This window comes from Lyngbya sp. PCC 8106 (assembly GCF_000169095.1).
In the GTDB taxonomy this organism is placed as follows: domain Bacteria; phylum Cyanobacteriota; class Cyanobacteriia; order Cyanobacteriales; family Microcoleaceae; genus Capilliphycus.
The window spans coordinates 64,356-88,498 of the sequence record NZ_AAVU01000007.1; the positions used below are offsets into that span (position 1 = coordinate 64,356).

Consider the following 24,143-nt stretch of genomic DNA (forward strand, 5'->3'; position numbering starts at 1 on the left):
TCTTAGAAAATGGCTTGAAATTATCCGGTTAGGAATAATAGAGAGCAGAGTTTTATAACTGTGTTGCTGTTTTTTAGTGAACAGGTATCTGATCAAACGACTTTTTCTCCAAATGTTCTATTTTGTACCATTGGGTGTACTAAACTTGAATAGGCGTTACATCAACAGGAAGCTGAAATCCATTGATATTAGTTTTATAGTCTGGGTTCCAAGTGTTTTCATCGACACCCAAAGGAATAGAAAGTGTATACGGTAGTAAGTTATTGAGAAATGACCGGAAGTTTACAAAGCAGCCTAACAAATTATAGTTTTCTGCATCAGCAAATCAAGGTGGAGAAGAAGTTACAAAGTCACCCGGTGAGTTGGCGTAGACAAAGAAAAAGTTGTCAATTTTTTTGCGACTCAGAGCAAAAAGACTCTCCCCTTCGAGAGTATTGTTCAATACCAGATGTTTTTTATTTAGAAAAGAGCAGTCGTAGATTTCTCCGGCGTCAATTGACGGAGGCGGTACACGACCGTTTTTCATGCAATGCTAAGTTTTCTAGCTAGCTCATTTTAGTTAATAATTGGAGGCTTTACTCATGCCAGTTCGTCTTTATGTCGGAAATCTTCCCAAAGAACTCGAGCGCAAAGAATTGCAGGACGTTTTTGTCGAGGAAGGAGATAGTGTCTCAGCCAAAGTCATTACAGATCGTAAGACTGGAAAATGTCGAGGCTTTGGTTTTGTGACAGTACAAACCGATGAAATAGCCGATCAAATTGTTGAAAAATACAACGGCTTCATGTTCAAGGAAAATCCCCTCAAAATCGAAAAAGCCTTACCCCGTAAAAAAGGCAAAAGTGACAAACCCGAAGGTGCATCCGAAGAAGAATCTCGTCCTGCGGCTAAAACTTCCGGTGCTGGGAAGAAGAAAAAATCAAATCGAGGAGGGAATACATCTTCGAGTTCTTCAAGCAGTTCATCAGGTTCTAGCGACTCTGTTCAACCCGATCCGCGTTGGGCCGATCAGCTAGAGAAACTCAAAGAAATGCTCAACGCTCAAACCACCAATTAAAATCCCGAGTTTTTATTTTCTGATAAGACAAAACCCGCCAGAATTAATTTTCGGCGGGTTATTTAATTCAATTCGGAGTGGGATCAACCGGTTCAAAATTACAAGACCTTCGATCTCAAAAGCGCAACAGGTAAACAAAGCAACTTACGCCGAGTCGGAACATAGGCTCGTTTGCTAAAAACATCGTACTGGTTGCGCTCAATTTCATTCAGAATCTTGCTGTAGAGAAGCAATGCTGACCAAACCGGCCAGCGAATATCAGGACTCAAGGCACGAATTCCGCACTCGGCTAGAGTGTAATATTTACGCGCTCGCTGAATTTGAAAGCGCATTAGTTCTCGCCAGCGATCATCGACAACTCCGTTCAATAAATCGTCTTGGGTGTAGTTGAACAAGGCTAACTCTTCTAGAGGAAGATAAATACGACCTCGGCGAGCATCCTCACCCACATCTCGGAGAATGTTCGTCAGTTGATTTGCAATTCCAAGAGCGATCGCTTTATCTGTCGGGATATCAAAACCTTGTTCTTGATCCCAGGGAGCCTTTTGGCCAGATTGGGCAACACCCATCACAGCCATAGACATCAACCCAACTGTACCCGCCACCCGATAGCAGTACAGTTTCAACTCTTCAAAGGTTTCATATCGACTGCGGTACAGATCCATACGTTGACCCGCAATCATATCTCGAAACGGCTGAATATCTAGAGGAAACTGGCTGAGAGTATCCACTAGAGCCACGTCTTCATCATCAATGGGATCTCCTGCAAAAATAGATTCGAGGTGTTTTTCCCAATGATCCAAAGTTTCAGCCGTTGTTGAACTCGCTAATGGCCCATCAACCCATTCATCGGTACGGCGACACCAGACATAAATTGCCCAGATCGCCCGACGTTTGGCGAATGGCATAAGCTGAGTTCCCATATAGAAAGTTTTGGAATACTCCGCAGTAATCTGACGACAGAGTTCGTAGGAGTCTTCCAAGGAAGCCAGAGTTCTCATCCGGAGGGACTTAGACAGTTGTAGCATTCGTCGTTTTTCTGCTCTGTCGCTATCAGCCGTAAATCGGTTGGTTATTGCGTAACAGGGGTGCGGGGTTGGGAATTGACAGTGGGTGAACTTCCATCAAGAGTAGAATCAACCACAGCAGCCTGGGCTTGCTTATCAATTAAGGCTGAGTCCTGACTAATAGCTTGCGCTGTTAGTTTACCAGAAAGTACAGCACCTTCCATACTACCCAGATATCGTTGCATCGTATAATCCCCAGTTAAAAAGAAATTGGGAATCGGTGTGACTTGAGACGGACGACAAGCCTGAGCGCCTGGAATGGCTTTATACACCGAACGAGGCGTTTTCACCACATGAGACTTCAACAACTTCGCCTGATGAGGAATTTGTTCCGGAAATAATTTTTCCAATTCGGCCATCGTTATTGCGACAATCTCCTCATCGGACTTGGCGATCCAGTCTTTAGCAGGAGCTAAAACCAACTCTAACATTGAACGATCAGGGTCAGAATAAGCCTTGCAAGTATTACTCATATCTGCATACACACTCAGAAGTGGCGATCGCGAAAACAGCAGATGATCAATATCAGTCAGCTTGCGATCAAACCACAGATGCACGTTAATCACCGGAACGCCCTCTAAACCCTCTAGCTTTTGAAAATAATCCAATTGCTGCCAAGGTTCAGGTAACATCAACTTCAGCGGATCAACTGGCATCGCCGAAACATAAGCATCGGCTGTCAGTATCTCGTCTGATCCGCCCACCTGAAAGCCACTGATGCTAGTATCGGCATTCAATAAAAACTTTCTAATCGGTGAGTTGAGTCGGACTTCTCCCCCTCGTTCCGTAATATAATCTACAATCGGCTGACAAAGGCGCTCTGTGGGTGAACCATCCAAAAACGCCATCTTTGAGCCATTTTTCTCTTGTAGAAAGCGGTTGAGAGCCGTCAGAATAATGGTTGCTGAAATCTCATCCGGGTTAATAAAGTTAAGAGCTTTTGACATAGCGATAAACACTTCCTTCTCAACCCGAGGCGGAACATTTTGCTGTTCTAGCCACTGGGAAAAGGAATATTTATCCATCTGCTCAACATAGTTTTGCCCCTGAATCATCGCCGGAATCAATCCCAAACCAAACCGGATCTTCTCCGGCCAAGTGAGCATATCATTATTACGCAGGATCGCTATAACTCCATTAATCGGAGCAGGCAGATCGGGAAAATCGAACCGAGAATAGGTGCCTGGCTTTTCCGGCTGATTAAAAATCATTGTGTGTTCTTTCCATTGCAGCCGATCCTCGATCCCGAGTTCTTTAAAAAGCTGCAACATATTTGGATAGGCACCGAAAAAAATGTGCAAACCCGTTTCGTACCAGTCCCCGTCTTCGTCTTTCCATGCAGCCACCTTGCCACCCAATACATCTCGTCGTTCTAAAAGAATGGGCGTATGACCCAAATCCGTGAGATATTTGGCACAAGATAAGCCTGCTAAACCTGCTCCGGCGATCGCAACTCGCATTGATAACCTTATAGTCTATGTGCTTGTGTTTTGTTCTCATTATACTTTACATCTTGTTACATTCAAGGTGTAGATTTATTTGAAGTTCAGAAGTTGGGAAAATAGGAAGGTGGAGAGATGGGGAGATGGGGAGATGGGGAGATGGGGAGATGGGGAGGTGGAGAGATGGGGAGATGGGGAGATGGGGAGATGGGGAGATGGGGAGATGGGGAGGTGGCGAGATGGGGAGATGGGGAGATGGGGAGATGGGGAGTTGGGGAGATGGGGAGATGGGGAGGTGGAGAGATGGGGAGATGGGGAGATGGGGAGATGGAGAGATGGGGAGATGGGGAGATGGGGAGATGGGGAGATGGGGAGATGGGGAGGTGGAGAGATGGGGAGATGGGGAGATGGGGAGTTGGGGAGTTGGGGAGATGGGGAGATGGGGAGGTGGGGAGGTGGAGAGATGGGGAGATGGGGAGATGGAGAGATGGGGAGATGGGGAGATGGGGAGATGGGGAGATGGGGAGATGGGGAGGTGGAGAGATGGGGAGATGGGGAGATGGGGAGGTGGGGAGTTGGGGAGATGGGGAGATGGGGAGGTGGGGAGGTGGAGAGATGGGGAGATGGGGAGATGGGGAGAAAGAAGTCGTGATGTCAGTCGTCAGAAGTTTAGAATTGCCTTTTGCCTTACTTGACACGATAAAATAGATGATCGGACAACCAAGCCAAATCGAAGCACATAAGGAGAAAACCAACGCATGGGTAGAGTAGTCGGCATTGACCTGGGGACAACCAACTCTGTGGTCGCTGTCATGGAGGCCGGAAAACCTATCGTGATCGCTAATTCTGAAGGAATGCGGACAACCCCATCCGTCGTTGGTTTTACCCGAGAAGGGGAACGTATCGTTGGACAAATGGCCAGACGACAAGCCATTTTAGATCCACAAAACACCTATTTTGGGGTGAAGCGACTCATGGGGAATAAATACACTGATCTCAACCCCGCCTCCAAACGAGTTCCTTATACCGTTCGTCGTGATGAAGTCGGCAATGTCAGAATTCGTTGTCCTCGCTTGAAAAAAGACTTTGCACCCGAAGAAATCTCAGCAATGGTCTTGCGAAAGTTAGCCGAAGAGGCCACCCGTTATCTCGGCGAAGAAGTCACCGGGGCTGTGATTACCGTTCCCGCCTACTTTAACGACTCCCAACGCCAAGCCACCCGTGATGCTGGACGAATTGCTGGACTCGATGTTAAACGCATCCTCAACGAACCGACTGCCGCCTCTCTTGCCTATGGCATGGAAAAACGCGAATATGAAACCATACTCGTCTTTGACTTAGGTGGAGGCACCTTTGACGTTTCCATCCTCGAAGTTGGCGATGGCGTCTTTGAAGTCAAAGCAACCAGTGGCGACACTCAACTCGGAGGAAATGACTTTGACCAAAAAATCGTCGATTGGTTAGCCGATCAATTTCTCGAACAAGAAGGAGTCGATCTCAGACGCAACCGCCAATCCCTACAACGGTTGACTGAGGCTGCCGAAAAAGCCAAAATTGAACTTTCAGGGGTCGGTGTCACCGAAATCAACCTACCGTTTATTACCGCCACTGAAGAAGGGCCGAAACATCTCGACTATCGACTCAGTAGAGGCGAATTTGAAGGATTATGTGCTGACTTGGTTCAACGCCTACGTCGTCCGATCAAACGCGCTTTAGCTGATGCCAATCTCAGTCCAGATCGGATTGATGAAGTCGTATTAGTCGGCGGATCAACCCGAATGCCGATGGTGCAACAAGTGGTTTACAGTCTCATTGATCGCGAACCCAATCAAGGCGTTAACCCCGATGAAGTCGTAGCAGTCGGCGCTGCCATTCAAGCCGGAATTTTAGCCGGAGAAGTGCGAGATATCTTGTTATTAGATGTCACCCCTCTATCTATTGGGTTAGAAACTATTGGCGGGGTGATGAAAAAACTCATCCCTCGTAATACCACTATTCCTGTGCGACGTTCAGATATTTTCTCCACCTCGGAAAATAACCAAACTTTAGTCGAAATCCATATCTTACAAGGAGAACGAGAATTAGCCAGCGATAACAAATCCTTGGGTAAATTTAAACTCACCGGAATTCCGCCCGCCCCAAGAGGTGTTCCTCAAGTACAGGTATCTTTTGATATCGATGCGAATGGAATCTTACTCGTGACAGCCCTCGATAAAACCACTGGACGAGAACAAAGTGTCACCATTCAAGGCGCATCCACTCTCTCTCAAGAAGAAGTCAACCGCATGATCCAAGAAGCGGAACAATTTGCCGATCAAGACCGACTCCAACGGGAACGAGTCGAAAAACGCAACCGCGCCCAAGCCTTGACTTATCAAGCAGAACGACAACTACGAGAAGTCGCCTTAGACTACGGAATGCAATTTGCCCAACGTCAGCGAGGACGCATTGAAACCTTAATTCGGGCTTTGCGTGATAGCCTGGAACGAGATGATGATCGCGGCATTGATCAAGTTGGGGCGGACTTACAAGATGCCCTGTATGAAATCAATCGAGAAGTGTCTGCAATGGGTGCTGAGGACGAAGATGATTTGTTTGGTTCGATCCGACGAACATTTTCAGGGAGCGATCGCCGTCGGGAAGAACGATATGACTACCGCGACTATCCGCCTCGTTCAGAACCTTTAGAACCAGGTCGAACCCCCAAACGTTACTACCAAAGTGATGACTGGGATGAAGAAGAGGATGATTGGCTCTAAAATTTTTCAGAGGAATAAATTCGGTCGATACTCTCAACTTAAAACGCAAAACTCAATCAACCCAATCATGCAAAACTTTCGTAACTATTATCAAATTTTAGGCGTTCCCAAAGACGCAACCTTAGAAGAAATTAAAAGAGTCTATCGCCGACTCGCCAGACAATATCACCCCGATCTCAATCCTGGTGATAAAGAAGCTGAGGAAAAATTTAAAGATATTGGGGAAGCTTATCACATTCTTTCTGACCTCGAAAAACGGGCGCAATACGACGAATATAGTCAATTCTGGAAACAAAAAGGATTTCAAGGTCGCACCCGTTCTCCTTTTTCGGGTTTGAAAACTTGGGCAAATCAATCAACCAATGGTCGCACTCAAACTCAAGAGGTTGATTTCGGAGACTATGCTGATTTTAATACCTTTATTGATCAATTATTAGGACGACGACGAGAAGTCAGAACGGTTAACGCAGACGCGCCTCGGGTGGCTTCTTCTGATCCTTATCGTTCCCCTCGCACAAAAGCTGTTTATAAGGCAGATTCTCGCGAAGCAAAACGGGATATTGAAGCCCGACTGACTTTACCGTTAGAAAAAGCTTATACAGGCGGAACTGAACGCATTCGTTTAGAAGATGGGCGCAGTTTAGAGGTGAATATGCCTGCTGCAATGATCACAGGTCAACGGATTCGTTTGAGAAATCAAGGCATTGGAGGCGGGGATTTATATCTGAAAATTAATGTTGTCCCTCATCCCTATTTTAAACTCGAACGCTCCGATATTTTTTGTGAAGTTCCGATTACTCCCAGTGAAGCCGTGTTAGGAAGTGAAATCGAAGTTCCGACTTTAGATGGTTGGGTAAAAATGAAAATTCCTCCGGGTGTAACATCCGGTAAACGATTACGTTTAGCCAATAAAGGTTATCCGACCGGCACCGGAAAACGAGGCGATCAATTAGTCGAACTGAAAATCGTTTTTCCTCCAGATCCCAGTCCTCAAGAACGAGAATTATATGAAAAATTACGTCAAGTTGAAGCGTTTAAACCCCGCCAAGATTTACCTGTTGATCTTTAATTCGGGCGGGCTGAAAAAATAAGGAGGCTATTAATAACCTCCCTATCTTAAGATCGTTTGATCACTTGAAATTTGTTTCTAGACCGTTGCGAGTTGTTGCGTTTTCTCTTTGAGAGATTTCATTAACTCATCATAAGGCTGAACAAACTTATCAATTCCTTCTTCTAGGAGTTCAGACATGACTCGATCTAAATTGATATCAATATCAGGCTCTTGCAAACTTTCCATCAATTGATAAGCTTGATCTACATCCGTTTCTATTTGATCACCAGAAGGATGACAATGATCGGCGCAAGCTTTTAGGGTTTCGAGAGGGACTGTATTGACTGTATTTTTTCCCACCAATTCATCGATATACATGACATCGCTGTATTCAGGGTTTTTTGTACTGGTACTCGCCCACAGTAAGCGTTGAGCATTTGCACCTTTTTCTTCTAATGCTTTCCAGCGTTCACTCCCGAAAATTTCTAGGAATTTTTGATAGGCAATTTTAGCATTAGCAATCGCAACTTTACCTTTTATCTGACTCAAACGGGCTTCTTCGTTTAAGTTTTCAGTCCCAATCTTTTTAATTCTTTCATCTATTAACTGATCAACTTTCACATCGATTCGACTGAGAAAGAAACTTGCGACTGAAGCAATTGAGTCAATGGGTTGATTATTCTTAACTCGTGTCTCTAATCCGCGAATATACGCTTGGGCAGCTTCTAAATAGCTATCTACGGAAAATAACAGCGTCACATTAACATTAATGCCTTCAGAAATAACCTGTTCTACCGCTGGAATTCCCTCGGGAGTTCCCGGAATTTTAATCATTACATTCGGACGATTAATTTCGTTAAAATACCGTCGAGCTTCTGAAATTGTTTTTTGAGTATCTCGTGCTAGGTTGGGTGGGATTTCGATGCTAACATAACCATCTAATCCCTGAGTTTCATCATATATCGGACGAAAGGAATCACAAGCGTTGCGAATATCGTCAAAAATTAAGTGAGTACAAATTTCTTCCACAGACTGATTATTCTCAATCCCTGCTTTGATATCAGCATCATAACTTTCATTTCCGATGATAGATGACTTGAAAATAGCCGGATTGGAAGTGATTCCTCGGATGTTGAGATGTTTGATTAAATCTTCGAGTTCTCCTGATTTAATTAAACTGCGATTTAGATAATCCATCCAAATGCTTTGATTGTACTGGCGAATTTCTGCAATATGATTCGTAGCCATAGTTAATTTTCTCCTATTTTGTCAATTTTTAAACAAACTTTTCACTTCTTACAAAAAAGCGATCATCAAGTTAGTTTTTGTTCTGTACCACTAACACCGAACAAGGCGCATGGTGAACGACATGATTACTCACACTTCCGAGAAAAGCTTCTTCTAAACCTGTGCGACCTGTACGACCTACCACAGTTAAATCTGCATTCCATTCTTGAGCTGTTTTACAGATGAGTTCGCCGGGATTTCCCCGAGATGGAATACATCTATATTGAGCGTAAACTCCTTGTTTCTCCGCGACTGTTTGATAGTGATGTAGCCAGCTTTCTGCTTCTGCTTTCGATTTTTTTATCTCTTGTTCAGTCGCTTGTAATACCTCTGTTTCCGTCATAGAAGGATACATTCTCATCATAGGATGTAAACTGGTTCCTGTTGGTGCTGCTACGGGCGGTACAGTTGGCATTTGTGTCCACCTTTGTGTACAAAAAATTAGCAGTAATTCCGCTTTTTGAGTGTGAGCAATATTTAAAGCTTCTTCAAATACATTTTCTCCCTGAGAAGATCGATCTAATGCAGCTAATACTTTGTTGTAACTCATAATATTAGACCTTTTTTCTAACGTGTATAACTTCAGCGCATTGACTTGCTAAAACTTTTAAAAATCTATTACTATCAAGTATAACATCGAAAACCAGTAACATCTTCTGTCACAAGATGGATATCTATCTCTATCTCTCAAATGATGGTCAATTTTTAAAAAGTATTCCTATTTTAAGATGTAAATTTAAAAGTAAAATGATAAAAAATGTTACAATTTGAAAAGTATATTTATTATTATTGATTTCTAGTCTAAAAAATCTCCCAAAAGTATTAGATAAATCTCTATCTGGAGGTATAAAAATCTAATGCCTAATAAGTTTATACTGAAAATTAGCTCTAAAAGCTACAAATACAAACTACTATACAAAGACTCAGAGATGAATCAAAAATCTGATTAATACGTTCTCAATAGAGTTATTTTAGCTCTCCAGTTCACTTAAACCTTTTCATTCAACCCTTTTTTAAAATGATTATCTGTCCTCTCTGTTCAGGAGAATTAACTCGTCATGTTTGTCAGCATACAATCTGTTGGTTGTGCTTAAACTGTCGGCAAACTTTATCAGACTTTCTAGTAGAACGATACAACGATCAACCTGCAAATTTAGGTGGAGTTGCGATCGCAAACGTTAGTCAAAATTCCATCACTCCCACAACCCACTTTGGTCATTCTTCCTCTAAAAACTTAGCTTAATAAAGTTTCAACTTTTTAGATTATCTCTCTACTCGGTTAACACCCCATGACCTCAACTAAAGAACCACAAGAACAGTTAGATATTCGGTGGACAAGCTCCCATTCAGCAGAAGAAAATCTGAATAAACTTTCTGTTGAAACTAACCAGGGACTCTCCGCTTCTAATATCAAAAAAAGACGAGAAAAGTACGGCCATAATCGCTTACAAAAACTCAAACATCGTAGTTCCTGGCAAATCTTCATTGATCAATTTAAAAGTCCAATTATTGGGCTATTAGCGATCGCCGCCATTCTCTCCTTTTCATTTCAAGACTGGGTAGAAGGAATTGCTATTATTATTGCTATTCTTTTAAACACAGTGATTGGCTTTTTTACCGAACTAAAAGCCGTTAATTCGATGGAGTCTCTACAAGAACTCAGTCGTACAAAAGCCAACGTTAGACGCGAGGGAAAAGTTCAAGAAATTTCTGCTGAAGAACTGGTTCCTGGTGATATTGTTGTCCTTGAAAGTGGTGATTTAGTTCCGGCAGATGTGCGGATTTTGCAAGCATCTAAACTGCAAGCTGATGAGTCTGCTTTAACCGGAGAATCCCTTCCTGTTAGTAAAACAATAGAAGCTTTAGAAGGCGATCTTTCCCTGGCTGAACGTACAAATATGCTGTTTAAAGGAACAGCAATTACACGGGGTTCGGGTGAAGGAGTCGTAGTCGCAACCGGAATGAAAACGGAACTCGGTCATATTTCCTCAATGACAGCCGAAGCGAAACAAGAATCGACCCCTTTAGAACAGCGACTCGATAAACTCGGTCAAAATTTAATTTGGGTAACATTAGTCATTGCTGTATTAGTAGCGGGAGCGGGAATTATTGGGGGGAAAGAATTATTTTTGATGATACAAACCGCCATTGCTTTAGCTGTGGCTGCGGTTCCCGAAGGACTTCCCATTGTGGCGACAGTCGCCTTGGCGCGAGGAATGTGGCGCATGGCAAAACGTAATGCTTTAATCAACCGTTTATCGGCTGTAGAAACTCTCGGAGCCACCAATATTATCTGTACCGATAAAACCGGAACTTTAACCGAAAATCGCATGACTGTAGCGCAAATTGCGTTAGATTCTGGGATCGTAAAAGTGAGCGGAGAAGCGTTAGAAATTGAAGGAGAATTTACCCAAGACGAAGAATCAATCAATCCCCAAGAAAACGACCGTTTGCGCTCCCTCTTAGAAGTGGGAGTTTTGTGTAATAAAGCCAGCTTACCCCAATTTAACGAACACAAAGATAAACCCACTGGCGATCCGATGGAAGTCGCCTTATTAGTGGTCGGGGCAAAAGGAGAGCTTCGCCGCGAAAAAATATTACAAACCTATCCAGAAGTTCGAGATGTGCCATTTGATTCCGATACTAAAATGATGGCAACCATTCACGAAGATGAACAAGGTTATCGTTTTGCAGTTAAAGGCGCTCCCGAGTATATTCTAGACGTTTGTAATCAACAATTAACCTTAGAAGGTGTTCAAGAGTTAAGCGAAGATGACAAAAAAACTTGGCGGGAACGCTGTGATCAATTAGCAAAAGAAGGATTAAGAATTCTTGCCTTTGCCTCTAAAAATACAGATGATTCGGAAGCAGAACCCTATGAAAACCTGACCCTTTTAGGGGTAGTGGGATTACTCGATCCTCCCCGAGAACAAGTAAAGTATTCACTAAAAGCGTGCCATGATGCAGGAATTAGAGTGATCATGGTGACAGGAGATCAACCCGTTACCGCTCGTAATATTGGCTTGGCTGTGGGTTTAACCACCGAACAAGAAGCCGAAGCCAGACGAGGTGAGGAACTTCAATCTCTCGATAATTTATCTAAACAACAAAAGCAAGAATTACAACAAGTTCCCATTTTTGCTCGCGTTAGTCCAGAACAAAAATTAAATTTAGTTACCCTACATCAACAGCATAATGCGATTGTTGCGATGACCGGAGATGGTGTTAACGATGCACCCGCATTAAAGAAAGCAGATATTGGCATTGCGATGGGAAAACGGGGAACACAAGTCGCCCAAGAAGCGGCAGATATGGTATTACAAGATGATGCCTTTTCCAGTATTGTTGCTGCGGTCGAACAGGGACGGGCAATCTTTGGGAATATTCGCAAGTTTACCATCTATTTGCTCTCGGGAAATATGGGTGAAATTATTGCGGTAGCTGCAACTTCGTTAGTGGGCGCACCCTTACCTTTATTACCCTTGCAAATTTTATTTTTGAATGCCGTTAACGATGTGTTTCCGGCGTTAGCTTTAGGCGTGGGAGAAGGAAGTCCTAACCTGATGAAACAGAAGCCACGCGATCGCAGTGAAGCGATTTTACCCCGGCGTCATTGGATGGCAATTGTGCTGTATGGAGTGATTATTGCGATAACCGTTTTGGGGATCTTTTGGCTGTGTTTAAGTCGTTTGGGAATGAAAGAAGATAAAGCCGTGACTATCTCATTTTTAACCTTAGCTTTTGGTCGCCTATGGCACGTTTTTAATATGCGGGATTCAAACTCTGGATTGTTTAAAAATGAAGTCACAACTAACCGTTATGTGTGGTTAGCGTTATTAATTTGTACAGGTTTACTATTGATGGCGGTTTATCTTTCTCCCTTAGCAAATGTGTTAAAAATAGTTAATCCGGGTTTGCAAGGATGGGGATTTATTTTAGGGGGAAGTTTAATTCCATTAGTCATCGGACAGATACTCAAAGTGATCATTCCTTCTAAATGGTTTGCATTGTAAATCAATCTATCCGCAGTCAGTTTTCTCAAAAGCATATTTCCTTTAAGCTAGATGGAAGAACAGGAATCAATTCATCAAGATGAACGGGGTGCGAATTTTGCAGGAGAAGAAGCCCATCATCAAGCTGTTACCGATCAGGAAAAAATTCTCTCTAAACAACAGCAGCAGGAGGAAGCAGACGATGCGCGTAATCGAACTACAACCTCCAATTAAACGTATTCTCTACGTCATATCTATTAAAAAAAGCTCTAGTTAGGATGACGATAATCAGCATCTAGCCAACAACGAGGTAAACTTTCACCAGAAGGAAAAATAAGCTTTTCTTTCTCCATAAACTCAGGAGACTGTTCTTCTTCTCCTGCTTGAACTCGGCCGGAAATCTGACTTTTATTCGGATCAGCTAATGCTGTCAAATCCAGAACTTTAACTAAGTTTCCCGTTTGTTTATTTTCTAAAAAAATCATAGCTTTATCAAGTTTGACTCTACTTTAAAGAGTATCTACGATTTGTTAAAAGATGTCATCTATCTTAAGTTCTATAAACTTTAAATCGCTCGGTATACTCTCTCTTTCCTTCTCTTTATCCTCTTAAACTATTCATTATTACCATGGATTTAAGGATCGTGACTGGGGAGTTTTTTGATTTGAAACTATTAGCAAAATCTCGAATTAAAAGTTAATAGGACAATAAATTATGGCTAGAGTTGCAATTAATGGATTAGGTCGGATTGGTCGAGCAGTTTTCAAAATTTTACTGGATACTCCCGAGCTAGAAGTTGTTGGTACTAACGATATTATTTATGCCGATCAACAAATCTGTTCCTCTAGGAAGATCCTGATTGGTACATTGAGGATCTATCCTAGAAATCGATGGGTTACTGATGAAGTTAAAGTTTAAGCTTTGGAAGTGGGGAAGGTTAGGAGATGTAGAGAGAAGAAAGTAACCCTAGAGATTAAATTTGTGAAGTTCTGATTTTGGATGACAGAATTTAAACTGTTAAATGGTTTATTTCTGGAATTGTCATTGGTCTGTCACAAATAAAAGTAAACGATTCACTCGCTCTTTTCTCATTAATTGGAATTGACGGCTGAATAATTTACTTGTTGATTGTTTGTAATAGGAGGATATATTCTCATGGATTTTTATTTACTGTTAGGCATTGTTGCCGTTGGATTTTCAGCGTATCTGTTGATGCAACGTCATCGTTTATTTTACTCTGCTGTCACTGTCTTCGGTATTTTATTAATTACCTTGACTCAGAGTTCGTCTGCTCTCGCAACACCGCTTTTAGGTGCTTTAGGAACGCCTGATAGTGCGCTTCAAACGCCTCAACAAAAACAGCTTGATGAACGCTTAAAACTAAATCCGGGTGGTGGTCAATATAGCGGTGTTGAATACGTTAAAAAAGACTGGAAACGTACAAAAGCACTTAGCGATCGCGAAATCAAAAAGACTATTAAATCTGAGATTCAAAAGGATTTGGTGGCAATGGTAACGAATGGTTCTGTCATTCTCTCGGGTACGGTGAAAGATAAAAATACAGCCCAGAAAATTGTTAAGGACGTTAAAGCAATTCCCGGTGTTCACGAAATTACCTTTGAGCTAGGATTAAAGGAAAAAAGTAATCTGTAGAGTTTTAAATAAACAGAGTAATTAACTTTTTCTCATTCATTTTTTTGACTTTAAAGACAACAAAGAGAATCAAAACTCTCGTCTTTCAAAGTTTTTTGAACAAAACGAAGAATACAATTAATAGCTGAGGAAATCATCATGGCACAACTTAACCAACAAAAATGTGAAGCCTGTAGCGCAAATTCTCAACCCATTACTCAAGAACAAATTCAACAACTTAAACCCGAAATTCCCGAATGGGACTTAATTGACAGTCAAGGCGAGGCTCATTTACAGCGAACTTATCAATTTCCAGATTTTAAAACAGCTTTAGACTTTACCAATAAAGTTGGAAACGCAGCCGAAGCAGAAGGACATCACCCCGCAATTACCACCGAATACGGAAAAGCAACCGTGAATTGGTGGACTCATGCGATTTCTGGGTTACATCGTAATGATTTTATTATGGCGGCTAAAACCGATGAGCTTGCTCAAAGTTTCTCATAAACTCTGACCGCAGCACGCGGTCATCGGCAAGCCCCGCCTTTTCAAGGCGGGGAACCGATGACTCTCAAATAATTTAGATTAATTAAATGTTCGCCGACAGCAGGCGAATATTTTTTTTCACGGGTTAAACTCTGTTGACTCAAAAATAAATTGGTATTCAACTTTTTGAAATTCAATTTCGATTCTAAGTAGACTATTTTTATCAATTTTTGGAAATCTGTAATAAAAATGTAGTATATTATGCTTTGGGCCAAAGCCTTGACCAACAAGCCATCATGCCAAGGGTACAAGTCAAGGTGCTTGACAGCATTGCTTAAATATGTTACAAACTATATATTCATTTAATTACAGTGATTGACCAATTTTACACTGTAAACAGGGGTTAAACTGTGCTAAAACTCTTTAGAGCTTTTGTCAATAAATAGAAACAAAATTTTAAGAGTTAAAACTTTATATATCTATAGATAGAAAGTGAGAAAATTTTCTCATTTTATCCGGTTGAACCTGGTAAGTTTTTGAAGCCGGATAGATGTTTTGTGCAGGGGAGGAAAAATAAGAGGTGAACCTACTAAAACCGTATCGTTTTCACACGAAGGCGTTTATTGAACGTCAAGCCAACCACATCCTAGAACAGATGCAAACGACAACAAATTTTGTTCCAAGTTGGCCGTTTGATGGCTCCTTAGTGGCTGACTTTCTTGATTTAGGTATCGTTTGGGATGTTATCAAACCCGACGAACAAGGGGCAATTGCTGCTCGTATTTTACCCCGAGAACGACTGATTGAGATTAACGAAGACATTCTTGACAAACAAAGAGGGTTCATCGAATCTACCCTCGCCCATGAAATTGGCCATTGGGTACTACACGTTAATCATCAAGCGACTCTCCAAGCCACAACAGCCCCCGAAGAACCTTTTGTGTGTCGCTCCGAGACGACCATCACTCAAATCGCCTCAATTGAATGGCAAGCCCAATATTTCGCCAGTTGCCTACTCATGCCTCGTTACATTATGGAGCAGAAAAGGCTCGGTCGAAACTTGATGAAATGGTCACATCTCTATGAACTGCGTCAAGAATTGGGGGTCAGCATCTCCAATTTAGTGGGTCGTCTGCAAGACTTGGGTTGGATATACCTTCGTCCCGGAGAACGCACCATTTATCCTGGCCCGGAAATGCTCAAACAACACCAACACTTTCTCAATCAACACGCTCAAGGCCAATCTCATCGTGGATGGATGGTGCTAGAAGAAGCCAAAAGTTGATTTTTTCTGGCCCCAACTCTGGACTTCATGGGTAGAAAAATCCGGTTTATGCTTACAGAACCCCCAATCTGACGATATTCTGGGGAAATCTCCGATTGCAGCGTTTAATTTTACATTCACAACCGCTCTAACACGCTATATTTAGAGTCTGAGCAAAGTGAATTTGTCAATAACCCTATCTATGGTGTAGAAATAGCTATGGCTGCCCTTCCCCTTTCTCGCTGGGAACTTCAAAACCCACAACAACTCGCCGAACTCCTGACAACCGCCCAAACCTGGAAAGAAATTGAGGCGCTCGGAAAAGCATACCCCGACTGGAAACGGGAAGCTTGGGAGTTGTTGTCCCCGGAGAAACGGGAATATATTCAACAACTCAAACAGTGGAAAGATTGTCCCACCGCTCAAAAATTTCCCCTCGGTTGTACCGTTGAGCGAGTTAACAGCGCCCAAGGACTTACAGGACAAGTGATTAGTTATTGGAGTGCCTACGATATTGATTATGTCATGTTTAGAGTTGGCGAGGATATTGATTGGTGTCGGGCTGCTTTTTTAAAGAGAGTTAAAGCGGAGAGTCAATCCTCAGAAAATTAATACTCAATCTCAACTCATGTAAATGTAGGGTATTTTGAAAGAAAAAGGTAAGAATAGTAGCCCGAGTGCGTTAAAATAAGCTGGAATAACTGAGCATCAGCCCTTAATTAGCCCAGGCTTCATAATTTCGGGAGTCGCTTTATGTCCAGATTGCTCGTAACCCAATATCAGGGAGAAGTTGAACAAATCATTCGCTATGGGGGTTCTCGCAAGGAAACCAGCATTCGCAATGCTTTTGAGCGTCTGCTGAATGAATATTGCAAACCCCGCAACTATCTGCTCATTCCCGAACTGGATTTCAAAACCAAGTTCAACACCACCGTTTTTCCCGATGGTACGGTCAAAGATGCTATCCGCTTGGAGCATGGTTGGTGGGAGAGCAAAGACCAGTATGATCACCTCGACCAAGAGATTGAGAAAAAACTAGAGAAGGGCTATCCCGACGAAAATATTCTCTTTGAAGACTCCCAAACCGCCATTCTGATTCAACACAGTCGGGAACAGTTGCGGGTTTCGATGCGGGATTCCCAAGCACTCGATGGGCTGATCTCAACCTTTGTAGACTACGAACGCCCGGAAGTTCGGGACTTTCGCTCCGCGATCGCCAAATTCAAAGAAGACATTCCCCACATTATAGAAGCCTTACGACAGATTATAACACAGCAGGAAGCCAGTAATACAAAATTTCGGGAACGCCGCAACAGTTTTTTAGCGGTTTGTCGCCAGTCAGTTAACCCGGAAATTGAGATTTTTGACATCCATGAAATGTTGATTCAACACATTCTCACGGAGGATATTTTTACCAATATTTTCCACGAGTCGCAGTTTCATCGGGAAAATAATATTGGCCGATAAATCTCGGAGATTGTTAACACTTTTTTCACTGGAGCTACCCGCAGAAACACGCTCAAAAGCATCGAACATTACTATGCGGTGATTCGTCGCAAGTCGGAAAATATCGCCAACCACCACGAAAAGCAGAAGTTTCTTAAGGCGGTTTACGAGAATTTTTACAAGGCTTATAATCCGAAAGCGGCGGATCGGTTGGGGATTGTTTATACGCCCAATGAAATTGTCCGCTTGATGATTGAAAGTGCGGATTATTTGGTACACAAGCACTTTGGGAAGTTGTTGAGCGATCCGGGGGTGGAGATTCTCGATCCTTGTACGGGTACGGGTACTTATGTGACGGAATTGATTGAATATTTACCCGCCGATAAGTTGGAGCATAAGTATAAGCATGAAATTCACTGTAATGAGGTGGCGATTTTACCTTATTATATTGCCAATTTGAATATTGAGTTTACCTACCAGCAAAAGATGGGGAAATATGAGGAGTTTCAAAATATTTGTTTGGTGGATACTTTAGATCATTGCGGGTTTGCGGGGAAGCAGCTTAATCTGTTTGCCATGAGTGTGCAGAATACAGCCAGAATTAAAGAACAAAATAGTCGGACAATTTCTGTGATTATTGGTAATCCGCCCTACAACGCTTGGCAAGCAGATTTCAGACAGGATAATCCAAATCGCCAATACAAGGATGTAGATAGACGAATCAAAGCGACTTACATAAAAAAAGGTACCGCTCAGAATCAAAATGCTGTATACGATATGTACACACGTTTTTATCGATGGGCATCCGACAGACTCAGCGAACAATTAAATGATGGAATCGTTGTATTTGTCAGCAATAACTCCTTCATTTCATCTAATTCTTTCGGCGGATTTAGAAAATGTATTGAAAATGAATTTGATTATGTCTACCTTGTTGATCTGGGCGGAGACGTGCGGCAAAATCAAAAGCTTTCGGGTACTAAAAATAATGTTTTTGGTATTCAAGTCGGCGTTTCTATTGCTTTTCTAGTTAGAAATGTCAAGCTTGCCAATAAAACAGATAGAAATTGCCAAATCTTCTACGTGCGTCGTCCAGAAATGGATACAGCCGAAGATAAGCTAAACTTTCTTTCACAAAACAAGATTCAAAACTTACTTTTCCAAAAGGTCAAAAGCAGTGCAACAGGCAAGTGGCTTGTTGGCGAAAATGACGACTTTGAAAGCTTTCTATGTTTGGTTGATTCAGAAGTAAAGTCAGGGGAAAAGCAAGAGGCGATTTTCAATCTCTTTTCAAGAGGAGTGGAAACCAATAGAGATGAATGGGTCTTTGACTTTAAAGAAGATGTGCTGTCAGACAAGATCAAGTTTTTCATCTCTAAATATAATGAAAGCCTTGATACACAGAAAAAAAGTCCGGACATTAAGTGGAATTCATCTCTAGTAGCGCATTGGAAAGATGGGGTGAAGCTGAGTTTTCAAAAAGCTTCTATTGTCTCGTCAATTTATAGACCCTACACTCGGCAGTATCTTTATGCAAGTCGCATTCTTTGCCACAGGCTAACCCAAAATCATTACGATATTTTCGGTGAAAACCTTGAGCAAGAAAATTTAATTATTGCTGTTACCAACCACACACAAGTTGCTTTTTCTGTTCAGGCTTTGAATTGTATTTCAGAAGTGGCTGTCGGAGGTAGGACTGGTCAATGCCTCCCTCTCTACCGCTATAACGAAAATGGCACCCGTATCGACAACATCACCGACTGGGGTTTAACTCAATTCCAAACCCACTACAAATCCCCCAGTCCTGCGGACACCCCCCTTGACAAGGGGGGCAGGGGGGATCAGATCAGCAAACTCGACATCTTCCACTACACCTACGCTGTCCTTCACCATCCCGCCTACCGTAGCAAATACGAACTCAACCTCAAACGCGAATTTCCCCGCCTCCCCTTCTATCCCAACTTCCATCAATGGGTAAACTGGGGTAAAGCATTAATGAATTTACACCTCAACTATGAAACCATCGAACCCTACGGCTTAACCCGCAGCGAACTCAAGAGCATTGCCACCCCCAAACCCAAACTCAAAGCCGACAAAACAAAAGGCGTAATTATCCTTGACGACAATACCCAACTCGCCGGCGTTCCCGCGATCGCTTGGGAGTACAAACTTGGCAACCGTTCCGCCTTGGAATGGATACTCGATCAATACAAAGAAAAAAAACCCCGCGACCCCACCATCCGCGAAAAATTCAACACCTACAAATTTGCCGACTACAAAGAACAAGTGATCGATCTATTGCAAAGAGTCTGCACTGTTAGCGTCAAAACAATGGAAATAATTCAACAAATGCCTCATACTGTAGAACATCAGGGTTAGTCTACGAGAGAATTTAAATAGAGTAGTATTCAAAACACTTGTTCTAACACCATTTTCGCTAACTTTTCCGCCGCTCCCGGTTCTCCTCGAACTTCAACTAACCGATCGCGAATTTGTTGTAATTTCTCGGGATTTTGTAAATAATCTAACGCTAACTCCGCCACTGTTTTCGCTTCTAACTTTCCAACTAACTCCGGGACAATTTCGCTTTTCGCCCAAATATTCGGCCAAGCAAACCGTTTCCCCTGTTTTAATACGATCCAATTGATCGCTTTCGCAAACAACGAACCGACTAACGGTAAATTCGCTAACAGCCCCGGTATGCCATCCCAAGCCCGCATCGCATCTAATTGTTGGGTGGGAAGCAATACAATCATCGGCACTCCTAAAGACCCTAATTCTGCTGTATTAGCGCCAATTGTTGTTAAACATAACCGACATTGAGACAACAATCCATAAGCAGGAGTTTCCGTACACAAGTAAATTTTTAAACCCGATTCTAACTGAAAATAAGGCGGATTATCATCCTGTAAAGTTGCCTTAAAATCGCCGATTTGTGATAAAATTGGATTGAACTGCGGATCGGCAAATTGCGCTAAAGTTGATAACTCTAACGTGGGGGCGACAGGAATAATAAAACGGGTTTGGGGTCGTTGATGATGTAGATATTGGGCGATCGCTAAGGTTAACGGCACACCTTGCGCGAGTTTAGCAGGTTTTGAACCCGGTAACAACCCAATTAATTCAACATTTTGATCGCTTAAAAACTCTAACCCCTTTTGTTTATTTTGTCGCAACTGTACATCCGCCATCAAATCCCCAACAATCTTAAATTTAGCCGAATATTCACTCGGAATTGCTGCAATCACTTGAGAATTCATCGCAGCAAAACGATCTATCCATCGCCACCACCGTGCATCCCATTCTGCATAAATAATACTGCGATAACCTAAACGTTTTGCTGTGATTACGGTAAAAAATTGATCGCCTCCTAAAAAAACAACCACACCTTGAGGATACCAATCCCAATTTTCGGCGGTTTTTCCAGATAATAAAAATTGCCAAAAATAGTCTGAACTTTGAACCCGATCAATTTCCGGATAAGAATTGGCGATCGCGACTTCTTTTCCCGTCGCATGAGGACAAGGCGAAAGAATCAGGGAAATTCTAACTTTTTCGGTTTGATCTCCTAACTGTTTTCGCAATGCTTCTACAACGGGACTCACCCAAGTTGTTAATTCTCCAGGGCCGTTAGAAAGGATTAAAATATCGATAGACTGCACCATTTTTTCCGAAAAAAACCATAATTCTGTTAAATTTTAAAGGGGATGTGACCAGTGATATTCCATATGTCGTGCGGTTTTGATCGCGGTTTCTTGACCTAATAATTTGGCGACAACATAAAGCGACAAATCAATTCCGGCGGAAATTCCTCCCGAGGTGAGAATTTTATCTTGTTCAACAAACCGTTGATTTTCAACCACTTCAGTATGAGGTGCAATTTCTCGCAGTAAGTCAAAGGCTTGGTGATGAGTAGTTGCCCTTAACCCCTCAAGTAAACCTGCTTTTGCTAAAATCAAAGAACCTGTACAAACCGACAACACTAACTCAGCATCTTGAGAACAGGTTTTAATCCAATCTAAAATCGTTGATTGCTTCATTACCTCTCGACTACCCATTCCGCCAGGAATAATTAATAGATTAGGAGAAGGACAATCTGTCAGTGTATATTTAGGATTGACACTCAGCCCATTTTTCGCCAGAATAGAGCCGTTTGTTTCCGCAACGGTATACACTTCAAAGGGTTGATCTTCATTCAACTCTGAGGTCACAGAAAAAACCTCAAATGGGCCTGTAAAGTCTAGAACTTCGACATCATTAAAAAGCAAGATAGCAACATTTCTTTGAGTCATTGTCTTTATCCTCTACTATAGACACGAGAAGTTTCCTATACCCTAACTTTCCGTACATTAAACTGCCTACCCCCTTAAGATAGTTAAATGATACCTGACGACTTGGAGAGAGAGAAAAACTTTAGAATCAGAGAAGACACACAAGTTTTAGAGGATCAGTTTCAGACGATTTTCTGCTTGTTTTAACATATCTTGGGGATTTTCTCCGAGTAAAGACGCTTCAATCGCCCGACCTAAATTTTCCGACAGACGACGATATCCGGCAATAATTGGCCGCGTTCGCGCCCAGGCCATCTGTTTGAGAAAGACTTGTAAACTCGGGTGTTGAGATAAAAAATCTTGATACTTTTGACTTGGACGAGTTTTCAAATTCACGGGTAAATAACCCGTTCCCAGACTCCACTCGGTTTGAAAATCCTCACTCAACACATAGTCTAAAAACGTCAGGGCGGCTTTTTGCGGTTGGGGAGTCGTTTTCATCACAAACAGATGTTCACCTCCGACAACGGTGGCTTGTTGGTCTTTGGCGGGAATGGGAAACACCCCATAATCAATTCCCACAGACTGCAAAAATCCTAACGTCCAAGGCCCTGTAATTTGCATGGCGACTTTACCGGAAATAAAGTTATCCTGTTCATAGCCTCGTTCTGGTGGTGAGAGAATCGCTGAACCGTCTGTGAGAAGATTAGCATGGTAAGATTGTAGTCTGAGAACTACCTGAGTCTTTTCTAGCTAATATTATCATCTTCAAAGTCTATTATTTTACAGAGTTATGAGCAGGATGCTTTTGATCTAAAACAGCACTTACAAGATTATTTAAACTTGGATCAATCTACGCTTGAAGTATAACTAGAGTCTAGTCTGCAATTACTCGCTGAATTGGGTCATCGGGATTTTGACTGGGAAAATGCTTCTCTATTTTACAGTGAAAAAGTCGGTGAAATTTATTTATTTGAGTTGGGAGCTTGGCATCTCACCAGTCAAGACTATATTGGGAATACCTTACGAATGGTTAGTGATCATGCTCGGGGTAAGGTGTTAGACTTTGGGGGAGGAATTGGAACTCATACGATCGCCGCTGCTTTGTGTCCCCAAGTCGAACGGGTGATTTATTGCGATATTAACCCGATTAATCAGGCGTTTGTTCGATATCGGGTTGAACAATTGGGACTGAGTGATAAAGTTAAGATTCAGTCTGAGATTTCATTAGAAAATCAGTTTGATACGATTATTTGTTTTGATGTTCTTGAACATTTACCCGATCCCTCTCAACAGTTACTCACGTTTCATAAGTTGATGCGTGATGAAGCTAAAATTATTCTCAATTGGTATTTTTTTAAAGGGGAAAATCAAGAATATCCTTTTCATTTAGACGACCCGGAAAAAATCGAGCTATTTTTGAGAACCATTCAACGTCATTTTCTGGAAGTTTTTCATCCCTATTTAATTACCACTCGCTGTTATCAGAAGTTAATTCTTCCCAACTAATCTCAATTTTAATCAACTTTTTCAAGCCGGGGAGAAAATTTAAAAGACGTTGGCGGTATGGCGATCGCGATTAAACTCGAACCTCTGGTTAAAGTTAGTTTCACCGTACAGGTTAAAGCTAATTGTGGGTTCATTCCCGATGACTTCGACTTGATGAATGGCATCGGGCATTAAACACAGAATATCACCAGAAGTCAAAACTTGTTCGCCGACAGGTTTAATTTTATCCCGATGATCCAAAGTTGGCGATCGCTGCCAAAAGGTGTTTTTTTCCTGTCCACTCAGCATCGCCACAATTCCCCATGTACCATGATTATGAATCGGCGAAACACTCCCCGAAGACCAAACAACCGTTTGAATTGTAATCGGAAAATCCGGTTCATTATAAAGCATTAAAACAGACCAACCCGTTACCGGATCGGGGGGTAAAAAGTTAAACTGCAACCACTCAGAACTGTTTATAAGCCGACGAACGAGAGGACAAATGAGGTGGAGTCGCTTTTGGTCGTCTTCAACTTGTTCGAGAATATTTTCTAAATCGGTAAGAAAGCGATAAAGCCGATAGGGACGGGACAATTCCTGATCGCGCACGTTCGGCTCTATTCTAACACATTGTCCCAGATTGTTCGCCAACCAATCTGGTTTTGTCATAACTTTTTACGCCTATTTATGCAGGAGACTAGACAGATATACTGCTAGCAATCATGCGGGTTAAAAGTGATTTCTCGCTAAAGCAAAGATGAGTTTTTGCTGAGAAATCCTCGAATTGATTGCGAAAGGTTTCACGAGAAAATCATCAGAGTTTCATCGACCATCAAGCTTGCTTTCATCTTCTACTCATTTTCTAAGCGGTTAATAGAGTCAGCTTAAAACAACGACACC

Annotated in this window: 25 protein-coding genes; 15 read left to right on the forward strand and 10 right to left on the reverse strand. The window is 42.2% G+C overall.

Going from position 1 to position 24,143, the window contains the following annotated elements; translation table 11 throughout:
* Positions 1-325: 325 nt before the first annotated feature.
* Positions 326-526: a hypothetical protein gene (locus L8106_RS32005; protein ID WP_156803605.1), complete on the reverse strand. Its 201-nt coding sequence runs from the start codon at positions 524-526 to the stop codon at positions 326-328.
* Positions 527-581: 55 nt separating this feature from the next.
* Here L8106_RS32005 and L8106_RS06755 point away from each other — a divergent pair, with 55 nt between their 5' ends.
* Positions 582-1,055 (forward strand): RNA-binding protein, encoded by a 474-nt coding sequence (locus L8106_RS06755; protein ID WP_009783494.1) that lies wholly within the window; start codon positions 582-584, stop codon positions 1,053-1,055.
* Between the two features lie 98 nt (positions 1,056-1,153).
* Here L8106_RS06755 and crtB read toward each other — a convergent pair whose 3' ends face one another.
* Both crtB and pds read right to left on the reverse strand, forming a co-directional pair.
* Positions 1,154-2,083 carry a 15-cis-phytoene synthase CrtB gene (crtB, locus tag L8106_RS06760; RefSeq protein ID WP_039895632.1) on the reverse strand — a complete coding sequence of 310 codons (930 nt, stop codon included), beginning with the start codon at positions 2,081-2,083 and terminating at the stop codon, positions 1,154-1,156.
* Between the two features lie 44 nt (positions 2,084-2,127).
* Complete coding sequence (gene pds / locus L8106_RS06765; protein WP_009783496.1) at positions 2,128-3,582, reverse strand: 15-cis-phytoene desaturase; 1,455 nt, start codon at positions 3,580-3,582, stop codon at positions 2,128-2,130.
* A 117-nt stretch (positions 3,583-3,699) separates the two neighbouring features.
* Between pds and L8106_RS32010 the strand changes: the two genes are divergently transcribed.
* From L8106_RS32010 to L8106_RS06790, 3 genes are all read left to right on the forward strand, one after another.
* Positions 3,700-4,272 (forward strand): hypothetical protein, encoded by a 573-nt coding sequence (locus L8106_RS32010; protein WP_009783497.1) that lies wholly within the window; start codon positions 3,700-3,702, stop codon positions 4,270-4,272.
* Between the two features lie 50 nt (positions 4,273-4,322).
* A complete protein-coding gene (gene dnaK, locus L8106_RS06785; protein ID WP_009783498.1) occupies positions 4,323-6,323 on the forward strand; it encodes a molecular chaperone DnaK in 2,001 nt (666 codons plus the stop codon).
* Positions 6,324-6,390: 67 nt separating this feature from the next.
* Entirely contained in the window at positions 6,391-7,392 is a 1,002-nt protein-coding gene (locus L8106_RS06790) for a DnaJ C-terminal domain-containing protein (RefSeq protein ID WP_039895664.1), read from the forward strand.
* A 78-nt stretch (positions 7,393-7,470) separates the two neighbouring features.
* Here L8106_RS06790 and tal read toward each other — a convergent pair whose 3' ends face one another.
* Positions 7,471-8,622, reverse strand: coding sequence for a transaldolase (gene tal / locus L8106_RS06795; RefSeq protein WP_009783500.1), 1,152 nt, complete (start codon positions 8,620-8,622; stop codon positions 7,471-7,473).
* Between the two features lie 70 nt (positions 8,623-8,692).
* The gene (locus tag L8106_RS06800; protein ID WP_009783501.1) at positions 8,693-9,211 is read right to left on the reverse strand and encodes a universal stress protein; all 519 of its coding nucleotides are present in this window, start codon (positions 9,209-9,211) and stop codon (positions 8,693-8,695) included.
* A gap of 468 nt (positions 9,212-9,679) precedes the next feature.
* On the opposite strand from L8106_RS06800, the gene L8106_RS06805 reads away from it, so the two are divergent.
* From L8106_RS06805 to L8106_RS32015, 3 genes are read left to right on the forward strand one after another with little or no spacing between them, the layout of a single operon-like run.
* Positions 9,680-9,904, forward strand: a complete 225-nt coding sequence (locus L8106_RS06805; protein WP_039895633.1) for a hypothetical protein — start codon at positions 9,680-9,682, stop codon at positions 9,902-9,904.
* Positions 9,905-9,950: 46 nt separating this feature from the next.
* Complete coding sequence (locus L8106_RS06810; RefSeq protein WP_009783502.1) at positions 9,951-12,674, forward strand: cation-transporting P-type ATPase; 2,724 nt, start codon at positions 9,951-9,953, stop codon at positions 12,672-12,674.
* Between the two features lie 51 nt (positions 12,675-12,725).
* Positions 12,726-12,887, forward strand: a complete 162-nt coding sequence (locus L8106_RS32015) for a hypothetical protein (protein WP_009783503.1) — start codon at positions 12,726-12,728, stop codon at positions 12,885-12,887.
* Positions 12,888-12,922: 35 nt separating this feature from the next.
* On the opposite strand, the gene L8106_RS06815 is transcribed toward L8106_RS32015, so the two are convergent.
* A complete protein-coding gene (locus L8106_RS06815; protein ID WP_009783504.1) occupies positions 12,923-13,138 on the reverse strand; it encodes a hypothetical protein in 216 nt (71 codons plus the stop codon).
* 229 nt (positions 13,139-13,367) lie between these two features.
* Between L8106_RS06815 and L8106_RS31310 the strand changes: the two genes are divergently transcribed.
* From L8106_RS31310 to L8106_RS06845, 7 genes are all read left to right on the forward strand, one after another.
* Positions 13,368-13,571, forward strand: a complete 204-nt coding sequence (locus tag L8106_RS31310) for a glyceraldehyde 3-phosphate dehydrogenase NAD-binding domain-containing protein (RefSeq protein WP_009783505.1) — start codon at positions 13,368-13,370, stop codon at positions 13,569-13,571.
* A 237-nt stretch (positions 13,572-13,808) separates the two neighbouring features.
* Positions 13,809-14,306: a BON domain-containing protein gene (locus tag L8106_RS06825; protein WP_009783506.1), complete on the forward strand. Its 498-nt coding sequence runs from the start codon at positions 13,809-13,811 to the stop codon at positions 14,304-14,306.
* A 138-nt stretch (positions 14,307-14,444) separates the two neighbouring features.
* Positions 14,445-14,792, forward strand: a complete 348-nt coding sequence (locus tag L8106_RS06830) for a 4a-hydroxytetrahydrobiopterin dehydratase (RefSeq protein WP_009783507.1) — start codon at positions 14,445-14,447, stop codon at positions 14,790-14,792.
* A gap of 559 nt (positions 14,793-15,351) precedes the next feature.
* Positions 15,352-16,056, forward strand: coding sequence for an ImmA/IrrE family metallo-endopeptidase (locus L8106_RS06835; RefSeq protein ID WP_009783508.1), 705 nt, complete (start codon positions 15,352-15,354; stop codon positions 16,054-16,056).
* A gap of 198 nt (positions 16,057-16,254) precedes the next feature.
* Positions 16,255-16,647, forward strand: coding sequence for a hypothetical protein (locus L8106_RS06840; RefSeq protein WP_009783509.1), 393 nt, complete (start codon positions 16,255-16,257; stop codon positions 16,645-16,647).
* A 141-nt stretch (positions 16,648-16,788) separates the two neighbouring features.
* Positions 16,789-17,502 (forward strand): hypothetical protein, encoded by a 714-nt coding sequence (locus tag L8106_RS33485; protein WP_009783510.1) that lies wholly within the window; start codon positions 16,789-16,791, stop codon positions 17,500-17,502.
* Between the two features lie 78 nt (positions 17,503-17,580).
* On the forward strand, positions 17,581-19,860 hold the full coding sequence (locus L8106_RS06845; protein WP_009783511.1) for a type ISP restriction/modification enzyme: 2,280 nt from the start codon (positions 17,581-17,583) through the stop codon (positions 19,858-19,860).
* Between the two features lie 29 nt (positions 19,861-19,889).
* Here the strand turns inward: L8106_RS06845 and L8106_RS06850 are convergent, their stop codons facing one another.
* The 3 genes from L8106_RS06850 to L8106_RS06860 all read right to left on the reverse strand — a co-directional run bounded on the left by L8106_RS06850 (position 19,890) and on the right by L8106_RS06860 (position 22,436).
* A complete protein-coding gene (locus L8106_RS06850) occupies positions 19,890-21,146 on the reverse strand; it encodes a lipid-A-disaccharide synthase (RefSeq protein WP_009783512.1) in 1,257 nt (418 codons plus the stop codon).
* Between the two features lie 33 nt (positions 21,147-21,179).
* A complete protein-coding gene (locus tag L8106_RS06855; RefSeq protein WP_009783513.1) occupies positions 21,180-21,773 on the reverse strand; it encodes a DJ-1/PfpI family protein in 594 nt (197 codons plus the stop codon).
* A gap of 147 nt (positions 21,774-21,920) precedes the next feature.
* Positions 21,921-22,436 (reverse strand): extracellular solute-binding protein, encoded by a 516-nt coding sequence (locus tag L8106_RS06860; protein ID WP_083798376.1) that lies wholly within the window; start codon positions 22,434-22,436, stop codon positions 21,921-21,923.
* Positions 22,437-22,652: 216 nt separating this feature from the next.
* Between L8106_RS06860 and L8106_RS06865 the strand changes: the two genes are divergently transcribed.
* Complete coding sequence (locus L8106_RS06865; protein ID WP_009783515.1) at positions 22,653-23,261, forward strand: bifunctional 2-polyprenyl-6-hydroxyphenol methylase/3-demethylubiquinol 3-O-methyltransferase UbiG; 609 nt, start codon at positions 22,653-22,655, stop codon at positions 23,259-23,261.
* 39 nt (positions 23,262-23,300) lie between these two features.
* Here L8106_RS06865 and L8106_RS06870 read toward each other — a convergent pair whose 3' ends face one another.
* Positions 23,301-23,912: a cupin gene (locus L8106_RS06870; RefSeq protein ID WP_009783516.1), complete on the reverse strand. Its 612-nt coding sequence runs from the start codon at positions 23,910-23,912 to the stop codon at positions 23,301-23,303.
* Between the last annotated feature and the right edge of the window lie 231 nt (positions 23,913-24,143).

What these genes read in the sequence shown, in the direction of transcription:
- L8106_RS32005 (WP_156803605.1), bottom strand. Translation starts at nt 526, where the DNA reads ATGAAAAACGGTCGTGTACCGCCTCCGTCAATTGACGCCGGAGAAATC.
- L8106_RS06755 (WP_009783494.1), top strand. Translation starts at nt 582, where the DNA reads ATGCCAGTTCGTCTTTATGTCGGAAATCTTCCCAAAGAACTCGAGCGC.
- crtB (WP_039895632.1), bottom strand. Translation starts at nt 2,083, where the DNA reads ATGCTACAACTGTCTAAGTCCCTCCGGATGAGAACTCTGGCTTCCTTG.
- pds (WP_009783496.1), bottom strand. Translation starts at nt 3,582, where the DNA reads ATGCGAGTTGCGATCGCCGGAGCAGGTTTAGCAGGCTTATCTTGTGCC.
- L8106_RS32010 (WP_009783497.1), top strand. Translation starts at nt 3,700, where the DNA reads ATGGGGAGATGGGGAGATGGGGAGATGGGGAGATGGGGAGGTGGAGAG.
- dnaK (WP_009783498.1), top strand. Translation starts at nt 4,323, where the DNA reads ATGGGTAGAGTAGTCGGCATTGACCTGGGGACAACCAACTCTGTGGTC.
- L8106_RS06790 (WP_039895664.1), top strand. Translation starts at nt 6,391, where the DNA reads ATGCAAAACTTTCGTAACTATTATCAAATTTTAGGCGTTCCCAAAGAC.
- tal (WP_009783500.1), bottom strand. Translation starts at nt 8,622, where the DNA reads ATGGCTACGAATCATATTGCAGAAATTCGCCAGTACAATCAAAGCATT.
- L8106_RS06800 (WP_009783501.1), bottom strand. Translation starts at nt 9,211, where the DNA reads ATGAGTTACAACAAAGTATTAGCTGCATTAGATCGATCTTCTCAGGGA.
- L8106_RS06805 (WP_039895633.1), top strand. Translation starts at nt 9,680, where the DNA reads ATGATTATCTGTCCTCTCTGTTCAGGAGAATTAACTCGTCATGTTTGT.
- L8106_RS06810 (WP_009783502.1), top strand. Translation starts at nt 9,951, where the DNA reads ATGACCTCAACTAAAGAACCACAAGAACAGTTAGATATTCGGTGGACA.
- L8106_RS32015 (WP_009783503.1), top strand. Translation starts at nt 12,726, where the DNA reads ATGGAAGAACAGGAATCAATTCATCAAGATGAACGGGGTGCGAATTTT.
- L8106_RS06815 (WP_009783504.1), bottom strand. Translation starts at nt 13,138, where the DNA reads ATGATTTTTTTAGAAAATAAACAAACGGGAAACTTAGTTAAAGTTCTG.
- L8106_RS31310 (WP_009783505.1), top strand. Translation starts at nt 13,368, where the DNA reads ATGGCTAGAGTTGCAATTAATGGATTAGGTCGGATTGGTCGAGCAGTT.
- L8106_RS06825 (WP_009783506.1), top strand. Translation starts at nt 13,809, where the DNA reads ATGGATTTTTATTTACTGTTAGGCATTGTTGCCGTTGGATTTTCAGCG.
- L8106_RS06830 (WP_009783507.1), top strand. Translation starts at nt 14,445, where the DNA reads ATGGCACAACTTAACCAACAAAAATGTGAAGCCTGTAGCGCAAATTCT.
- L8106_RS06840 (WP_009783509.1), top strand. Translation starts at nt 16,255, where the DNA reads ATGGCTGCCCTTCCCCTTTCTCGCTGGGAACTTCAAAACCCACAACAA.
- L8106_RS33485 (WP_009783510.1), top strand. Translation starts at nt 16,789, where the DNA reads ATGTCCAGATTGCTCGTAACCCAATATCAGGGAGAAGTTGAACAAATC.
- L8106_RS06850 (WP_009783512.1), bottom strand. Translation starts at nt 21,146, where the DNA reads ATGGTGCAGTCTATCGATATTTTAATCCTTTCTAACGGCCCTGGAGAA.
- L8106_RS06855 (WP_009783513.1), bottom strand. Translation starts at nt 21,773, where the DNA reads ATGACTCAAAGAAATGTTGCTATCTTGCTTTTTAATGATGTCGAAGTT.
- L8106_RS06870 (WP_009783516.1), bottom strand. Translation starts at nt 23,912, where the DNA reads ATGACAAAACCAGATTGGTTGGCGAACAATCTGGGACAATGTGTTAGA.